Origin of the sequence: Halobaculum halobium (genome assembly GCF_030127145.1) — an archaeon.
In the GTDB taxonomy this organism is placed as follows: Archaea; Halobacteriota; Halobacteria; order Halobacteriales; family Haloferacaceae; genus Halobaculum; species Halobaculum halobium.
Genome location: NZ_CP126158.1, coordinates 1,318,478 through 1,333,322, shown reverse-complemented (window position 1 = coordinate 1,333,322; position 14,845 = coordinate 1,318,478). Strand labels below are relative to the sequence as shown.

The window sequence follows — 14,845 nt, the reverse complement described above, 5'->3', positions numbered from 1 at the left end:
GCCATGTCACGATAGGCTATCAACCAGTGGTGAATGTCAACATGAAACAATGAGCACGGAACCGGTCTCACTGGACCTAGACAGACGGTCGTTCATGAAGGCGAGCGCGTTGGCCGGCGCGGTCGCCCTCGGTGGCGGCGGCGCGGGACAAGCGCTGGCGCAGAGCGACGAGGGAGAAGAGGACGGAACAGACACAGATCACAACGAGCTGACGAAGACGATCTGCAACTACTGCTCGGTCGGGTGCGGATTCCACGGCGAAAAGAAGGGTAACTCCTTCGTCGGGATGGAGCCCTGGGAAGATCACCCGGTCAACAACGGGTCGCTCTGCTCGAAGGGCGCGGGCATTTACGAGACGGAGCACTCCGAGAAGCGACTGAAGTCGCCGATGCGGAAGGTCGACGGCGGCTGGGAGAAGCTCTCGTGGGACGAGGCGTACTCCACGGTCTCCGACGAGCTGACCCGGATCAAAGACGAGTACGGGGCCGACAGCACGATGTGGCTCGGGAGCGCGCACCACTCCAACGAGGAGTCGTACGCGTTCCGGAAGCTCGCGTCGCTGTTCGGCACGAACAACGTCGACCACCAGGCGCGCATCTGCCACTCGACGACGGTCGCCGGCCTCGCGAACACGTGGGGCTACGGGGCGATGACCAACACGATCAACGATTATCGGAACTTCGATATGAATCTGATAATCGGGCAGAACCCCGCGGAGGCCCACCCGATCGCGATGCAGCACATCCTGGAGGGCCAGAAGCGCGGCGGGAAGATCGTCGTCGTCGAGCCGCGGTTCACCAAGACCGCGGCCCACGCCGATTACTTCTACCGCCTGCGCCCCGGCACGGACGTGGCCCTGATGATGGGGGTCATCAAGCAGCTCCGCGACCGCGGCGAGCTGGACGACGAGATGTTGGAAGGACGCGTGCAGGCGTGGCCCGACGTCGAGGACGACCTCGACACCTACGACATCGAGACGGTGTCGGACATCACGTGGCTCTCGACCGACGAGATCGAGGAACTGACCGATCTGGTCGCCGAGCACAGCCCCAAGATGCAGATCGAGTGGGCGATGGGCGGGACCCAGCACAACAACGGGACCCAGAACATCCGCTCGTACGCGCTGACCTCGCTGGCGTCTGGGTCGTCCGCCCAATCGGGCGGCGGCCTGCAGGTCATGCGCGGTCACGCGAACGTGCAGGGGGCGACCGACCTCGCGGTCGCGAGCCACATCCTGCCGGGGTACTACTCGGTCGGCTCGCCCGGGTCGTGGCAGTGGTGGTGCGACGTCTGGTCGCGCACGCCCCAGACCTCGGGGACCATCGAGTTCGACGAACTGTACGAAGAGTACGGGACGATGCCGCCGGAGAAGTACGTCCGGCAGTCGACCAACACCGAGAACGCCGACGACATCGACGAGTCGTTCCCGGCCGAGAACTCGATGATGTTCCAGAAGGGCCTGACGGTGGCCCGCTGGTTCGACGCCGCGCTCCCGCAGGAGGACCGGCTCAACGAGACGCCGATCTACCAGCCGAACGAACTGAAGGCGGCGATCGTGTGGGGCCACTCGCTGAACTCCATCTCGGAGATGGAAAAACAGCGCAAGGCCATCGAGAACCTCGACCTGCTGGTCGTCGTGGACGTGTTCCCGTCGGTGGCGTCGGTGCTGGCCGACGTAGACCAATCCGACACGGAAGTCGTCCTGCTGGCGGCGTCCAGCCAGTACGAGCACTACCGTTCGCTGACAAACTCCCACCGCGCGACCCAGTGGTCCGAGCCGGTTCGCTCGCCGGGACACAACTCCCGCCCCGACCTGCAGATCATGCAGGAACTCGCGGGTCACCTCGGCATGGGCGAGCACTTCGACTGGGGCTCCGGTCCGGCGCTGTACAACGGGAAGTCGACGTACGAGTCCGTCATCCGAGAGTTCAACCTCGGCATGCGGACCATCGGCTACTGCCAGGACCCGGCGCGCCTCCAGCAACACCTGGAGTACGACTACGCCTTCTCCACCGAGGACACGAAGGCGGACGCGCCCGGCACGCCGGTCGACGGCGAGTACTGGATGCTCCCGTGGCCGTGCTGGGGCGAGGGCCATCCGGGCACGCCGATCCTCTGGAACGACGACATGGACCCCCGCGACGGGGGGCAGGACTTCCGCACCCGGTGGGGCGTGCAGGCGCCCACGCCCGAGGAGTGGGAGGAGATGGCGACCGACGAACCGTACCCGATGCAGACGACGTACGACGAGCAGGGCGAGGAGGGCCTCAGCCTGCTTCGCGACTCGTACGAGCCAGAGTGGTGGGACGGCACGATCGAAGGCGTCCCGCAGTACCCCGGCTTCGCGACGACGATGCCGGACGACCCGAGCAACGCGGACGCGCTGACGGTCCCGTACGAGTACGCGCTCCGCGAGGACACGTCGGTCGCTGACGCCGCCGAGGCGATGAACCAGAAGTACGACTGGGCCAACTACGACATGGACTTCTACGGCCAGTTCGACAACCCGCAGCCGGACGCGCCGACGGGGCGCGGCCGTGCCCGCGGCGTCGTCTGGAGCTTCCTCGACACGACGCCGGTCCACCGCGAGCCGATCGAGAGCCCGCGACCCGACCTCGTCGAGCAGTGGCCCGCGAACGGCCAGCAGCGGAACTTCTACCGCCTCGACCAGAATAACAGCGTCACCCAAGAGGAGTCCATGCAGCGGCTCACTGACGCCGGCGCGTTCGAGGAGCAGTCCGGCGACGGCGAGTGGACGATCCTCACGAGCGGCCGCCAGGTCGAGCACCAGGGCGGCGGCTCCGAGACGCGTTCGAACGAGCACACCGCCGACCTCCAGCCGCACATGTACGTGGAGATCAACCCGGACATGGCCGATCGGCTGGGCGTCGACGGCGGCGACCTCGTGGTCGCGTCGACGACCGACCGCGGGTCGATCCTCGTGAAGGCGCGCGTCACCCACCGCCCGAACGACAGCGAGACCTTCTTCCCGTTCCACTGGGGCGGGATGTTCAAGGGCGAATCGCTGGAGGAGCGCTACCCCGAGGGGACGGTGCCGTACGCCATCGGGGAACCGGTGAACGCGATCACCTCCCGTGGCTACGACGTGGAGACCCAGATGCAGGAGACGAAGGCGTCCATGGTCCGACTCCAGCCGGCGACGCCCTCGGTCGTCGAGGAGCTGTCGATGCGGCCCGTCGAGGAGGACGGCCTCTCGGAGAACGTCGTCGACATCGAGTCGTACGAGTTCCCGCAGGACCGCGACGGCTTCGGCCGGCAGAAGGACTTCGACGTCCGCGACAACAGCACGGTTCAGTGATTCCCAATGGCAACTAACGAAACCAGCAAGCAGGTGATGAGTCAGGGGGTGATGAGCACCGGCGACGATGCTCGCATCTTCCCGGACGTCGAAGCCTGCATCGACTGCGGTGGGTGCGTCGTCGCGTGCAAGCGGACGTGGGACGTGCCCAGGGACGAACAGCGAATCAGCATCTCGACGATGCTGGAGGGACAGCCGGCGGAGCCGATGGAGCGGTACAACACCAACAGCGGCGGCGCGCTCGGCCAGGCGGACTCCTCGCCCGGCGAGACCGCCATCCCGATGCAGTGTTACCACTGCGAGGAGGCGCCGTGCGTGTCGGTGTGCCCGACGGATTCGCTGATCAAGAAGGACAACGGGTTCGTCGACGTTCGCGACAACCTCTGTGTCGGCTGTCAGTACTGCCTGTCCGCGTGTCCGTTCGGCGCGCCGCAGTTCCCCGGCTCCGACGAGGGCTCCGCGCGGCTGTTCGGCAGCGGCGGCACGATGGACAAGTGTACCATGTGCGAGGAGCGACAGGACATCGGCAAGGGGCCCGCCTGCGCCGAGGAGTGCGCGACCGACGCGCTGCTCGTCGGCGACGCCGAGGAGATCTCGGACGAGCTCGACCGGCGAGGCTCCGATTCGTTCTTCAATACCGTCGCCATGGAGATCATCTTCGGCGAGGACGCCGACGAGTTCGAGGGGAGCAACGCATGAGCTACAGAGAGCACCTCCCGGAGACCAAGGGCTACCCGCGGGCGGCGATCGCGATCAACGCGGTCGTCGCGCTCGCGGTGACAGCGCTGATCCTGTGGTGGGCCGCGGACTTCGCGGTGTTCTACGAGGAGCTGTTCCGCATCCAGCCGGTCGCAGAGGGCGCCAACGCCGGCGTCGGATCCGACTGGACCTCGGGCAACCAGGTCGCCTGGCTCGATTTCCTGATCGCGATCACCCACGCCGCTGACGTCATCATGGGCGTGTTCATCCTGTTCATGGTGTTCCTCCACTGGGGCGCGTTCCGCCGGCTCGCCGGTCGGATGCGCCAGTCCGGTGAGGGGACTGAGTCGAGCGCGGTCGCCGCCGACGGCGGCCGGGTCGAGGAAGCAGCCGGCGGTGAAGACACCGCTGGGAGCGGCGACGCCGCAGACGACTCCGCCGCGACCGACGGAGGTGAGACCCGATGACGCAACTCGACCACGGGAAGTTCAGCAAGATGACGACCACGTTCCACACGCTGCTGGCGCTGGACGTGTTCGTGCTGTTCTTCTCGGGCTACAGCCTGATGTTCAACGACGAGCTGTGGTGGATGGTCGGTCTCATGGGCGGCGCTCAGGGCGTCTCCGCGGTCCACCGCATCGCGGGCGGCGGGCTGCTCGCGCTCATCGTCTTCTGGATGCTGATGATGGTGACGACCGACACCGGCCGGGGCAACTTCAGGGAGATCCTGCCGTCGAAGGGCGACTTCGACGCGTTCATCCAGGACGTGCAGTTCCTGCTCGGCAACGCCGACGAGCGCCACGCGAACGCCCGCCAGTTCGCGGGCGGCACGGCCGACGAGATCCCGCTGCTCACGTACATCGGCAAGGGCGTCGTGTTCATCTTCGCGATCGAGCTGACGCTGTTGACGATCTCGGGGATCCTCATCTGGTCGAAGACGGGCGTGATGGACCTGTTCGCGACAAAGACCGCCGCCGCGGCGTTCGTCACGTTCCACGGCCTGCTGGGCGTCATCATGCTGATGGGGGTCATGTTCCACATCTTCGAGCACGGCTTCCACCCCGCGCTGTACCCGGTCGAGGTGAAGGCGTTCATCCCGAAGTCGATGATCCCCGAGGATCACGACGACGACACCGAGGGCACCGGTATCGAGCGGCTCGAGCTGTCGCCGTCGTGGAACATGGCGTCGACGGTCGTCGGCGCGATGACCGTCATCGGAATCGTCTCAGTGTTGCTTGGGAGCCTGTTCGACGAAGGCTATCCCGTGCCGCGTGAGATCGCCATCGGTGGAGGACCGACGGACATCCTGCTGACCGTCGGCATCAACATGGGCGTGTTCGTGCTTCTGCTCGGGCTCGTCCTGCAGATGTACGGCAACCTCCTGCGGGTCCGCTGGCAGAAGCGGCTCGAACAGGAGGCGTCGGAGCCGACGGCCGCCGCCGACGGCGGGCACGTCGAGTCCGACGACTGAGGCGAGTCGACGACGTCGGCTCGGACGAACGGCGGAGCGATCACGTACCGCTCCGCCCCGAAGCGAGTGCGGCCGACCGGAGGGAGATATCGGACGACGGCGCGCCCGTGCTCGCGCCGGCGATTCCCTCGGCCGATCTCTTCTCGTCACTGGTTCCCCACGTGAGCGGCGGGTCCACGTCTCCGCCGCCGACAAGACCTATCTGCTCGCAGATGAGTCACGGCGTATGCGCGCCCTCCTCGGTCGGTCGCCGGTGTCAGCACGCACGGCTCGTGCGGTACTCGTCGCCGCCGCGGTCAGCGTCGCTTACACCGCGACCGTGATCGGCTACAGCCTGCTTCCGTCGTCGGGTATCTCGATATCGGGGACGCCATGGCACGCGGTCGTGCTCTACTCGGCGTTCGCCACGGGGACCGTCGGCGTCCCCGTCTTCCTGTGGCTTCGGGCGAGGCTGAAGAGTCCGGTCGTGCTGTTGGCCGCGATTCTCCTGTTTTGGCACGTGTTGGTGGAATTCCCGCCGATCGGGTCGGGGCAGGGCGACTCGCCTGGGTTCCTGTTCGTATTCCTCTGGTCGCCGTTTTACGTCCTCGCGTACGCGGCGCTCGCGGGCGGAGAGCACCGGCTCAGAACTCGGGGAGTCTCGATTCCGGGCTGAGCGGCCGACCGCACTCGCACCGCGGGCGCGGTGCGACCTCGTCAGACCTCGACGCCGAGACTCAGCGCCTCCTCGCTCAGTTCGACGGTCACGTCGTTGCTCGTGTGGGTGTTGATCTGCTCGATGTTGCGCGTGAGCACTTCGAGGATGTCCTTCGGCTCGGGGTACACCAGCATGTTGCTGTCGTCGTCCTCCATCACGAGCTGCGTGTCGGACAGCTGGATCTGGTTGCCCTCGATGCTGGCGACGACCGCCGGAAGCGCCTGTGCAGCGCCGCTGTCGCCCTCGCTCACCTTCGTGATGTAGATCGAGTCCAGGCCGATGAGGTCCTTGTACTCACGGACGGTCTCGGCGCACTCGACCATGTCCTTCGACACTTCGGTCTTCGACGGATTCCCGTGTTCGCCCGCGAGGCAGTGCTTGCAGACGCGTAGCTCCATTCGCATACTCCGCCGTCGGCGGCCCGGTCGGATATATATTCGCCCCGCGGCACCCGCGTTGCCGAACGCCGTCGGGTCGTCGGCTCCGTCGATCGCTCGCCTCGGCACTGACTTTTAATAGTCGTCAGGGTGTGGCGCAGATTATGGTCTCGGCACTCCTGAACACGGTGTACAGCGTCGTCGTGCTGATCGTCGCGCTCGTGGGGCTGGCGGTCGTCTTGCGCATCGGCGGCACCGGCGGGGAAGGATCGACGCGCATGGAGTTGACTGCGGTGGCGGTTGCGCTGTTCGTCATCGGACTCGTCGCCAGCACCCTGGGATATCTCTGACCCGATGCGTCGACGGTCGTCGACGCCGCAGGAGGCGGTGAGCGGTGCTGCGACGTGAGCACGCCTGCGACCGCTGCGGCGACCCGATCCGCTCGGGCGACGAGTACGCGGCCGTCGACGGGATCACTCCCGACGGGGATCTCCGGGTGCTGCTGTGTGCACCGTGTTCGGCGGCGCTGTCGCGGTTTCTCGAGAAGGCTGATGACTGAGCTGAGGCGGTGATCAGCAAGGGATGTCGATTTTCGAGGGGTATCGATCGCCGAGAAGCTTCGATCGTCGAAGAGCACCGATCGTCGAAAGCTACCGATCAGCGCGGGCGGTCCGATCGCTCGAGCCGACTGACGGAAGCCTTTACTCGCGGCCGCCGAAGGCGGTGACATGGATGTGGACCTGGATCTCGGTATCCCGCGAGGCGTGCTCGAATCGCTCCCCGACGACGACGGCGCCGCAGAGCAGGACATCCGCCGTGCAGTCGCCGGCTATCGACAGGCGCTGGAGGACGGCTTCGCCGACGCCGACACCGAGTCGGACGCCGCCTCCGTCGCCGTCAACTTCCTGGAGTACGCCGAGGAGCGCGCGGAGGTCTACGACGAGTTCGTCCCGGAGCTGCGCGCGTGGGGACAGTCGCCCATCTACGCGATCGCGTGGCGCGACCTCTACATCGAACTGGCGGGACAGGTGTACGAGGTGGACTGGCTCGCCGAGCGGATCGATCGCGAGCGCAACTACCGGCTCGTGGACGACGGGATCCGGTTCGGGAAGGACTAGCCGCGGTTCGCATCTCTTCGTTGCGTACGGTCCGACCGCACTCGCGACAGCGACGGCCGCGACGACCGCGAACGTTCCGCCCGTGCCCCTGCCGGGCCAGCTGCGTGAGCGGGCTGATCCGCGTGCGACCGTGGGCAGGCGGTCGGCCAGTGAGCCGGCTCAGTCGTCGGCGGCCGCGTCCGTCCCCGCGCGTCCGGCGCGCTCGCGCTCGGACAGCAGCGGCGTCCCGTCGGCCTTCGGACCGAGCGTCGGCCCGAACGGCGGCCCCTCGTCCGGGTCGATTCGCCGGCGATCGCGGTAGTCCGTCGAGCGTTCGACCGGGATCCGACCGACCGAGGTGACGAGGTCCACGTAGTCGTCGAAGCTTCGGAACTCGCCGTACGAGCCCCCCGCACGCTTCGTGATCTCCTCCGAGAGGATGGTTCCCATGAAGTCGTTCGCGCCGCACGACAGCGTCTTCAGCGCCTTCTCGTCGCCGTACTTGACCCACGAAGTCTGGATGTTCTCGACGTTGTCGAGGAAGAGCCTGGAGACGGCGATCAGCAGTTCGTCCTCGGCGTCGCTGGCGCCGCCCGAGACGACGCCGTGCTCGTACAGTGGCGTGCGCTCGTGGACGAACGAGAGGGGAACGAACTCCGTGATTCCGCCGGTGCGGTCCTGGAGGTCGCGAACGCGCTGCAGGTGGATCGCGCGGTGCATCTCGTTGTCGACGTGGCCGTACATGATCGTCGCGGTGGTGTCGAGGCCGGCGGCCATCGCTCCCTCCATCGCGTCGATCCACCCTTGAGAGTCGATCTTCCCGGGGCAGATAACGTCGCGAACCTCGTCGACGAGGATCTCGGCGGCGGTTCCGGGCGCCGAGTCGAGCCCGGCGTCGGCCAGCTCCGAGTAGACTTCCTCGTAGTTCCAGTCGGTGCCGCGGCGTGCGTGGTACGCCTCCTCGGGGGTCATCGAGTGGAGGTGGACCCCGTCGACGCTCATCGCGTCCAGCTGATCGACGTAGGTACCGGGGTCGGTGACGTACCGCTCCGGCGGCTTGTAGTTCACCGCGCTGGCGGCGTCGTCGTACCCGCGGAGGATCTCGTGGTGCTCGTCGTTCAGCGCGAACGCCGGGTGGAGTCCCGAGACGGACGTGACCTCGTAGACGCCGCGCTCGACGGCACCGGCGACGGCCTCGCGCGACTCCGCCGGCGTCTTGGTAAACCCTGCGTGCCCGCCCCCGTGGTCGGTCTCGAACTGGTGCGCGGTGTCCTTGAAGTTACAGAACAGACAGCCCGTGTTGCAGGCGGTGGTGACGTTGTTGTTGAGGTTCGCGACGAACGTCACCTCGTCGCCGACGACCTCGGCGCGCCGGCGGTCGGCCGCCTCCAGCACCGCCTCCTTGCGCCGGCGGTCGATGCCGGGGGCGTCGCTTCCGGTGGTGAGCAACTCGACCGCGTCGTCGACCGTCAGCCGCGTCCCGTCGCGCGCCTTCGCCAGCGCGTTCTCGAACGACTGGTCGGTCTCGGGGACGTGCTCGAACCCCAGATCGTCGGGATCGAGGTCCGCCGCTGACGATCGCGTCATCGTCCTATCGGTGTCGGTACGGCGTGAAAAACGGGCCGGTCGCGGCCACCCGAGCGGTCAGTCTCGGACGTGCTCCAGGATCTGGAGGAACCGGAACGCGAGTTCGTTCCGTTGGGCGTACGTCGCGGACGCCGTCGCCCGTAGCTCCTCGACCCGGCCCGCGTACTCGCCGTTGACGACCAACTCGAGCTCGGAGCCGCTCCGTGCTCCGAACTCGCTCGCGACCTCCCGGAGCGCCTCCTCGGACGCCGGGGGGACGTTCGGGCTCCAGAACTGGAACCGATGCGTGTCGGCGGCGTCGAACACGCGGTCGACGTATCGCTCCGCGCGCGTGAACTTCTTCGCCACCCGATCGCCGTTCTCCGCGGCGGTCCCGTAGCCGAGGCCCCGAAGGTGGGTCGCGACCTCACAGGTGATGACCTCCCGTCCGCCGCTCGGTTGGATCCCGATCACGTCGACTTCCATCTGTTCGCCCTCCAGCGGAGAGTGTTGTCCGTACGCGACGACCTCGCACTCCTCGATCAGTTTGAGGTAGGCGCCGACCAGCATCTCGCCCGCCCTCGGCTGCGTCGCCATGCGCGAACGCTCTCGGGTATCGTGGTAAACGTAGCGGCGAGTCATCCCTCGCCCCTGTTCGCCGGTCGGACGGGTGAGGGGGGAGCGCTCGCACCGACGCGTTGATGCCCGCTCGGGAACGCGAGTGTGGTAATGACACGCGAGAACCGGACGGGCGAACTGCCGACTCCGGCCCGCCACGAGGTCGGTTTCCTCGCGGACCTCGAACTCGACGGCGAGGTGTCCCACGGCGACTCCGACCGCGACGAGCACGCCGTCGACTACGGCACCGACGAGACCGACGCGGTGCGCCCGGACGCCGTCGTCTACCCGGAGTCGACCGCGGACGTGTCGGCCGTCGTCGCCGCCGCGGACGAGCGCGGCGTTCCCGTGACCGCCTACGCCGCCGGAACCGGACTGGAGGACGGCGCGGTCCCGGCACGCGCGGGGATCAGCATGGACATGACCCGCATGGACGCGATCCACGATATCCGGCCCGACGACCTGCAGGTCGACGTGGGCCCGGGCGCGATCGGCGCCGATGTGGACGAGGCGGTCGCGGCTCACGGCCTCTTTTTCCCGCCGCTTCCCTCCTCGGGGGACATCTCCACGATCGGCGGGATGATCGCCACCGACGCCTCCGGAATGGGGACGGTGAAGTACGGCGAGGTGGCCGACTGGGTGCTCGAACTGGAAGTCGTGCTCGCGGACGGCTCCGTGACCACCGTCGGATCGAAGGCCGCGAAGTCGTCCTCCGGCTACAACCTGAAGGAGCTGATCGTCGGCAGCGAGGGAACGCTCGGGATCGTCACGCGCGCGACGCTCGAACTCGCGGGGAGGCCCGAGCAGATCCGGGGCGGCCGGGCCACCTTCCCGACGCTCGACGACGCGACCGCCGCCGTCTCCGACGCGGTCACCGCCGGCGTCGACGTGGCGAAGATCGAACTGTTCGACGCCGAGACGGCGATGCTCGCCAACGACTACAGCGACGCCGCCCTTCCCGAGCGGCCGATGGTGTTCGTCGAGTTCCACGCGAACCACGGGATCGACGAGGAGGTCGACTTCTGCCGCGCCGTCTTCGACGCCCACGACGTCGAGCAGTTCGAGATGGCGAGCGGCGAGCGCATGGACGAGCTGTGGCGGGCACGCAAGGACGTCACCTACGCCGCGGAGTCGTACGACCCTGCCCGCGAGATGGGCCAGCCGGGAGACGTGACGGTGCCTATCGGCTCGTACCCGGAGATGATCCGGGCGGTGAAGGACGTGGCCGACGAGTACGACCTCTTCGTCCCGTGCTTCGGGCACGCGGGCGACGGCAACCTCCACTACTTCGTCCTCCGCGACCCCGACGACCCCGACGAGGTCGCCCGCGCGGAGGCCGCCTACGGCGAACTGGTCGAGCGCGCCCTGGAGCTGGGCGGCACCGCCACCGGAGAACACGGCATCGGCGCGGGCAAGCGGAGCTACCTCGAACCGGAGCACGGCGAGGCAGCCGTCGAGGCGATGCGGGCGGTCACGGAGGCGCTCGACCCGAACGGAACGCTCAACCCCGGGACGGTGGTCCCGGACAGGGACGACGCGGTCGGCGGCGACGCCGACGGCTGACCGACAGCACGAATTTGCATATCGATGGGGTCGATTCCCCCGAGATACACACGGAAGTGGAAGGATTCTTCCCCTCGGCGCGCGCGCTCCCCACCATGACGAGCGTCAAGGAGTTCGTCGTCGAGCGCGACCCGACCGGCGAGGAACTCGGCGCCGGCCGGTTCGCCTTCACCGACGACTACTCCGTGTTCGACTGGGGGAAGATGCCCGACCCGATCCCGGGCAAGGGCGCGAGCCTCTGCACGATGGGCGCGTTCAACTTCGAGCTGCTGGAGGACGCCGGCGTCCCGACGCACTACCGCGGTGTCGGTCCGGACGCCGAATCGCTGTCGGCGGTCGCGGAGGCGCCGCGCGAGCTCGCCATCGACCTGGCGACCGTGCCCGATCTCCCGTTCTCGGACGGCGCCTACGACTACGACGCCTTCCACGCGGAGGCCCGCCGAGCCGCCGGCTACGTCGTCCCCCTGGAGATCGTCTTCCGCAACACCGTCCCCGTTGGCTCCAGCCTCCGCTCGCGGGCGGCCCCCCGCGACGTGGGTCTCGACCGCGACGGCTGGCCCGCTGGCGCCGTCGACCTGCCCGAGCCGGTTGTGGAGTTCTCCACGAAGTACGAGGAGCAGGACCGGTACCTCCGGGCCGAGGAGGCCGATCGGATCGCCGGCGCGGCGCCGCTGTCGGAGTTGGAGTCGCTCGCTCGCGAGGTGAACGAACTGGTCACCGAGCGCGCGGCCGAGGCGGGATTCGTCCACGAGGACGGCAAGATCGAGTGCGTGTACGCCGACGGCGAGGTGCGCGTCGCCGACGTGGTCGGAACGTTCGACGAGAACCGCTTCGCCTACGACGGCCAAGAGGTCTCCAAGGAAGTCGTCCGCCAACACTACAAGCGGATCGCGCCGGACTGGGTCGAGGCCGTGGGCGAGGCGAAGGCGCGCGCCGACGAGGAGGGGGTCGCCGACTGGAAGGCCCTGTGCTCCGCGGACCCCCCCGCGCTCGAGCCTGTCGTCGTCGAGCGGATCGCCGACATGTACGCCGCGGGGACGAACGCCTACACCGGGACCGACTGGTTCGACGCCCCGCCCGTCGCCGACGCGGTCGAGGCGGTCCGGGACCTCTGAGGGCGCGACCGTCTCTCCGGCCACCGACGCCGGCGCTCACCCTCAAACAGCGGCCAGCGGGTCGGGCAACGAGGCGAGCAGGTCGGTCGTGTAGTACACCAACAGCGCCAGCGCGACGACGGCCACGAACAGCAGAAACAGCGTCAGAATGAGGTCGGCGGTTCCCGACGCTCCGGTGCGGCCCGGCATGGATATCGGGTGATTGGACCGGAGTCGCTAAACGGTGCCGGCGGCCACTCGGTCGCTCACTCGGAGAACGCGGCGACGCCGCCCAGATCGTAGGCGTCGGGGTCGACGCCCTCGCGGAAGTGGGTCCGCCCGCGCCGCACCACGACCGCATCGTCGAGGTGGGCCTGGAGCCCGGCGACGAGCGCCTCAGCCTCCAGCGGCTGACCGCGCCCCTTCAGGTCCTCGGGGCCATCGTCGGGTGCGACCGGGAACGCCCGCTGGGCGATGATCGGGCCCTGATCGAGGTCGGTCGTGACGTAGTGGGCGGTGGCGCCGTGGACGCGCGCGCCCCCCTCGACGGCCTGCCGGTACGCCTCCGCGCCGGGGTACGCCGGCAGCAGCGACGGGTGGACGTTGATGATTCGCCCCTCGTAGCGGAAGACGACCTCCGGCGAGAGGATGCGCATGAAGCGCGCGAGCACCAGACAGTCAACGTCGTGTTCGTCGAGCACGCGCAGCAGTTCGCGCTCGTCGTGGGAGCCGCCGTCGTCGCCGACGTCGACGAACGGCACGTCGTACTCGTCGGCGAGCGACCGGAGCGTCCCGTGATTGCCGATCATCACCGGCACTTCGGCGTCCAGTGTGCCGTCCTCGCACGCCTCCAGCACCGCGCGCGGCGCGTGGTCCTCTTTCGTCACGAGCAGTGCCACCTTGCGCGCCGCCTCCGCGTCGGCGAGGCGAACCCGGATGTCGACGCCCAGTTCGGCTCCCAGGTCACGTAAGTCCTCCTCCAGGGTCGCGGGCTTGCACACCATCCCGTCGGTGTCGGCGTGCAGGCGCATCCGGAACACGCCGTCGCGGACGTCTTGGTCGAGATCCTCGATGTTGCATCCGCGCTCGAACAGCAGCGAGGTGACGCGGGCGACCAGTCCCGTCGCGTCGTCCCCGACGACGACGATCTCGGTGTCCCAGCGCCTCGGATTCGGACGGTCGGCCGCAGACATACCCGCGCTTTTCCGCCCGCGAGTAAACCGGTGTCGCTCTACGCGACGACTGCCACCCACGAACGTGGATATCGAATCCGTCCCGAAACGGATTTTGCGCATGAACTCGCAGAGTCGATCGATGACCGGCTACACCGCCACGGTGACGGTTCGCCTGAAGCACGGCGTGCTCGACCCGGAGGCTGAGACGACACAGCGGGCGCTCGAACGGCTCGGCTTCGAGCTGGAGGACCTGCGCTCTACCGACCGCTTCGAGATCGACGTGGAGGCCGCCGACGCCGACGAGGCGGGCGAGCGCGCCGGCGAGATGGCCGACCGGCTGCTCGCGAACCCGACCATCCACGACTACGAGGTGGCGGTCGAGGAACGCGAATGACCGTCGCAGTCGTCCAGTTCGGCGGCTCGAACTGCGACCGCGACGCCGTCCGCGCGCTCGCGCACCTCGGCGTCGACGCCGAGCGCGTCTGGCACGAGGACGGACTCCCCGCCGACACCGACGGGATCGTCGTCCCCGGCGGCTTCTCCTACGGCGACTACCTCCGCGCCGGCGCGATGGCCGCCCGTCAGCCGATCATGGCGGCGGTCCGCGAGGCGGCCGAGTCGGGAACGCCCGTACTCGGCGTCTGCAACGGCGCCCAGATCGGCTGTGAGGCTGGCCTCACCGACGGCGCGTTCACGACGAACCGCTCGGCGCGCTTCCAGTGCGAGCACGTCCACCTGCGCGTCGAGCGTGCGGACACGCCCTGGACCGCCGCCTACGACGAGGGCGACGTGATCGAGGTGCCGATCGCCCACGGCGAGGGGCGCTTCGAGATCCGCGAGGACCGGCTGGCGACGCTTGAGGACGAGGACCGCGTGCTGTTTCGCTACTGTGACACCGACGGCGCCGTCACCGAGGAGGCGAACCCGAACGGCTCGACCGCTAACGTCGCGGGCGTACTCGGCGCCCGCGAGACGGTCGCCGTCCTGATGCCCCACCCCGAGCGCGCGACGCTCCCCGACGTCGGCGGCACGGACGGACAGGGCGTGTTGCGGGCGTTCTCACGGTAGCTCCCGCCGCACGGTAGTTCTTCACGACTCGTCGCGAACGAGGGGCAGTCGGCCAATCGCAGGCAGACGGCCGTCAAGCAGTCGTCGGCGTGAGATACTTC

General features: G+C 68.2%; 17 protein-coding genes. 12 read left to right on the top strand and 5 right to left on the bottom strand.

The annotated features are described in order from the left end of the window. Positions 1–49 precede the first annotated feature (49 nt). The 5 genes from P0Y41_RS07055 to P0Y41_RS07035 all read left to right on the top strand — a co-directional run bounded on the left by P0Y41_RS07055 (position 50) and on the right by P0Y41_RS07035 (position 6,144). Entirely contained in the window at positions 50–3,319 is a 3,270-nt protein-coding gene (locus tag P0Y41_RS07055) for a molybdopterin-dependent oxidoreductase (RefSeq protein WP_284063244.1), read from the top strand. A 6-nt stretch (positions 3,320–3,325) separates the two neighbouring features. Then, positions 3,326–4,018 (top strand): 4Fe-4S dicluster domain-containing protein, encoded by a 693-nt coding sequence (locus P0Y41_RS07050; RefSeq protein ID WP_284063243.1) that lies wholly within the window; start codon positions 3,326–3,328, stop codon positions 4,016–4,018. Beyond that, a complete protein-coding gene (locus tag P0Y41_RS07045; RefSeq protein ID WP_284063242.1) occupies positions 4,015–4,485 on the top strand; it encodes a hypothetical protein in 471 nt (156 codons plus the stop codon). The genes P0Y41_RS07050 and P0Y41_RS07045 overlap by 4 nt, the downstream gene beginning before the upstream one ends. Continuing rightward, a complete protein-coding gene (locus P0Y41_RS07040) occupies positions 4,482–5,489 on the top strand; it encodes a cytochrome b/b6 domain-containing protein (protein ID WP_284063241.1) in 1,008 nt (335 codons plus the stop codon). Before P0Y41_RS07045 ends, P0Y41_RS07040 begins: the two co-directional genes overlap by 4 nt. Positions 5,490–5,715: 226 nt before the next feature. Beyond that, positions 5,716–6,144 (top strand): hypothetical protein, encoded by a 429-nt coding sequence (locus P0Y41_RS07035; RefSeq protein WP_284063240.1) that lies wholly within the window; start codon positions 5,716–5,718, stop codon positions 6,142–6,144. Positions 6,145–6,185: 41 nt separating this feature from the next. Here P0Y41_RS07035 and P0Y41_RS07030 read toward each other — a convergent pair whose 3' ends face one another. Continuing rightward, positions 6,186–6,590, bottom strand: coding sequence for a hypothetical protein (locus P0Y41_RS07030; RefSeq protein ID WP_284063239.1), 405 nt, complete (start codon positions 6,588–6,590; stop codon positions 6,186–6,188). A gap of 137 nt (positions 6,591–6,727) precedes the next feature. On the opposite strand from P0Y41_RS07030, the gene P0Y41_RS07025 reads away from it, so the two are divergent. From P0Y41_RS07025 to P0Y41_RS07015, 3 genes are all read left to right on the top strand, one after another. After that, on the top strand, positions 6,728–6,913 hold the full coding sequence (locus P0Y41_RS07025; RefSeq protein WP_284063238.1) for a hypothetical protein: 186 nt from the start codon (positions 6,728–6,730) through the stop codon (positions 6,911–6,913). Positions 6,914–6,957: 44 nt separating this feature from the next. After that, complete coding sequence (locus P0Y41_RS07020) at positions 6,958–7,122, top strand: hypothetical protein (protein WP_284063237.1); 165 nt, start codon at positions 6,958–6,960, stop codon at positions 7,120–7,122. A gap of 169 nt (positions 7,123–7,291) precedes the next feature. Further along, positions 7,292–7,681 carry a DUF7971 family protein gene (locus P0Y41_RS07015; protein ID WP_284063236.1) on the top strand — a complete coding sequence of 130 codons (390 nt, stop codon included), beginning with the start codon at positions 7,292–7,294 and terminating at the stop codon, positions 7,679–7,681. A 159-nt stretch (positions 7,682–7,840) separates the two neighbouring features. Here P0Y41_RS07015 and cofH read toward each other — a convergent pair whose 3' ends face one another. Together cofH and P0Y41_RS07005 are read right to left on the bottom strand one after the other, a co-directional pair. After that, positions 7,841–9,247 (bottom strand): 7,8-didemethyl-8-hydroxy-5-deazariboflavin synthase subunit CofH, encoded by a 1,407-nt coding sequence (gene cofH / locus P0Y41_RS07010; RefSeq protein WP_284063235.1) that lies wholly within the window; start codon positions 9,245–9,247, stop codon positions 7,841–7,843. 57 nt (positions 9,248–9,304) lie between these two features. After that, positions 9,305–9,823, bottom strand: a complete 519-nt coding sequence (locus P0Y41_RS07005) for a hypothetical protein (RefSeq protein WP_284063234.1) — start codon at positions 9,821–9,823, stop codon at positions 9,305–9,307. Positions 9,824–9,955: 132 nt separating this feature from the next. On the opposite strand from P0Y41_RS07005, the gene P0Y41_RS07000 reads away from it, so the two are divergent. Then, the gene (locus tag P0Y41_RS07000) at positions 9,956–11,407 is read left to right on the top strand and encodes an FAD-binding oxidoreductase (protein WP_284063233.1); all 1,452 of its coding nucleotides are present in this window, start codon (positions 9,956–9,958) and stop codon (positions 11,405–11,407) included. 95 nt (positions 11,408–11,502) lie between these two features. Then, positions 11,503–12,522 (top strand): phosphoribosylaminoimidazolesuccinocarboxamide synthase, encoded by a 1,020-nt coding sequence (locus P0Y41_RS06995; RefSeq protein ID WP_284063232.1) that lies wholly within the window; start codon positions 11,503–11,505, stop codon positions 12,520–12,522. Positions 12,523–12,564: 42 nt separating this feature from the next. Here the strand turns inward: P0Y41_RS06995 and P0Y41_RS06990 are convergent, their stop codons facing one another. Together P0Y41_RS06990 and P0Y41_RS06985 are read right to left on the bottom strand one after the other, a co-directional pair. Continuing rightward, positions 12,565–12,711: a hypothetical protein gene (locus tag P0Y41_RS06990; RefSeq protein ID WP_284063231.1), complete on the bottom strand. Its 147-nt coding sequence runs from the start codon at positions 12,709–12,711 to the stop codon at positions 12,565–12,567. A gap of 56 nt (positions 12,712–12,767) precedes the next feature. Further along, a complete protein-coding gene (locus tag P0Y41_RS06985) occupies positions 12,768–13,694 on the bottom strand; it encodes a formyltetrahydrofolate deformylase (RefSeq protein WP_284063230.1) in 927 nt (308 codons plus the stop codon). A 121-nt stretch (positions 13,695–13,815) separates the two neighbouring features. On the opposite strand from P0Y41_RS06985, the gene purS reads away from it, so the two are divergent. After that, entirely contained in the window at positions 13,816–14,070 is a 255-nt protein-coding gene (purS, locus tag P0Y41_RS06980) for a phosphoribosylformylglycinamidine synthase subunit PurS (RefSeq protein WP_284063229.1), read from the top strand. Continuing rightward, positions 14,067–14,744 (top strand): phosphoribosylformylglycinamidine synthase I, encoded by a 678-nt coding sequence (gene purQ / locus P0Y41_RS06975; protein ID WP_284063228.1) that lies wholly within the window; start codon positions 14,067–14,069, stop codon positions 14,742–14,744. Before purS ends, purQ begins: the two co-directional genes overlap by 4 nt. The last annotated feature ends 101 nt before the right edge of the window (positions 14,745–14,845 follow it).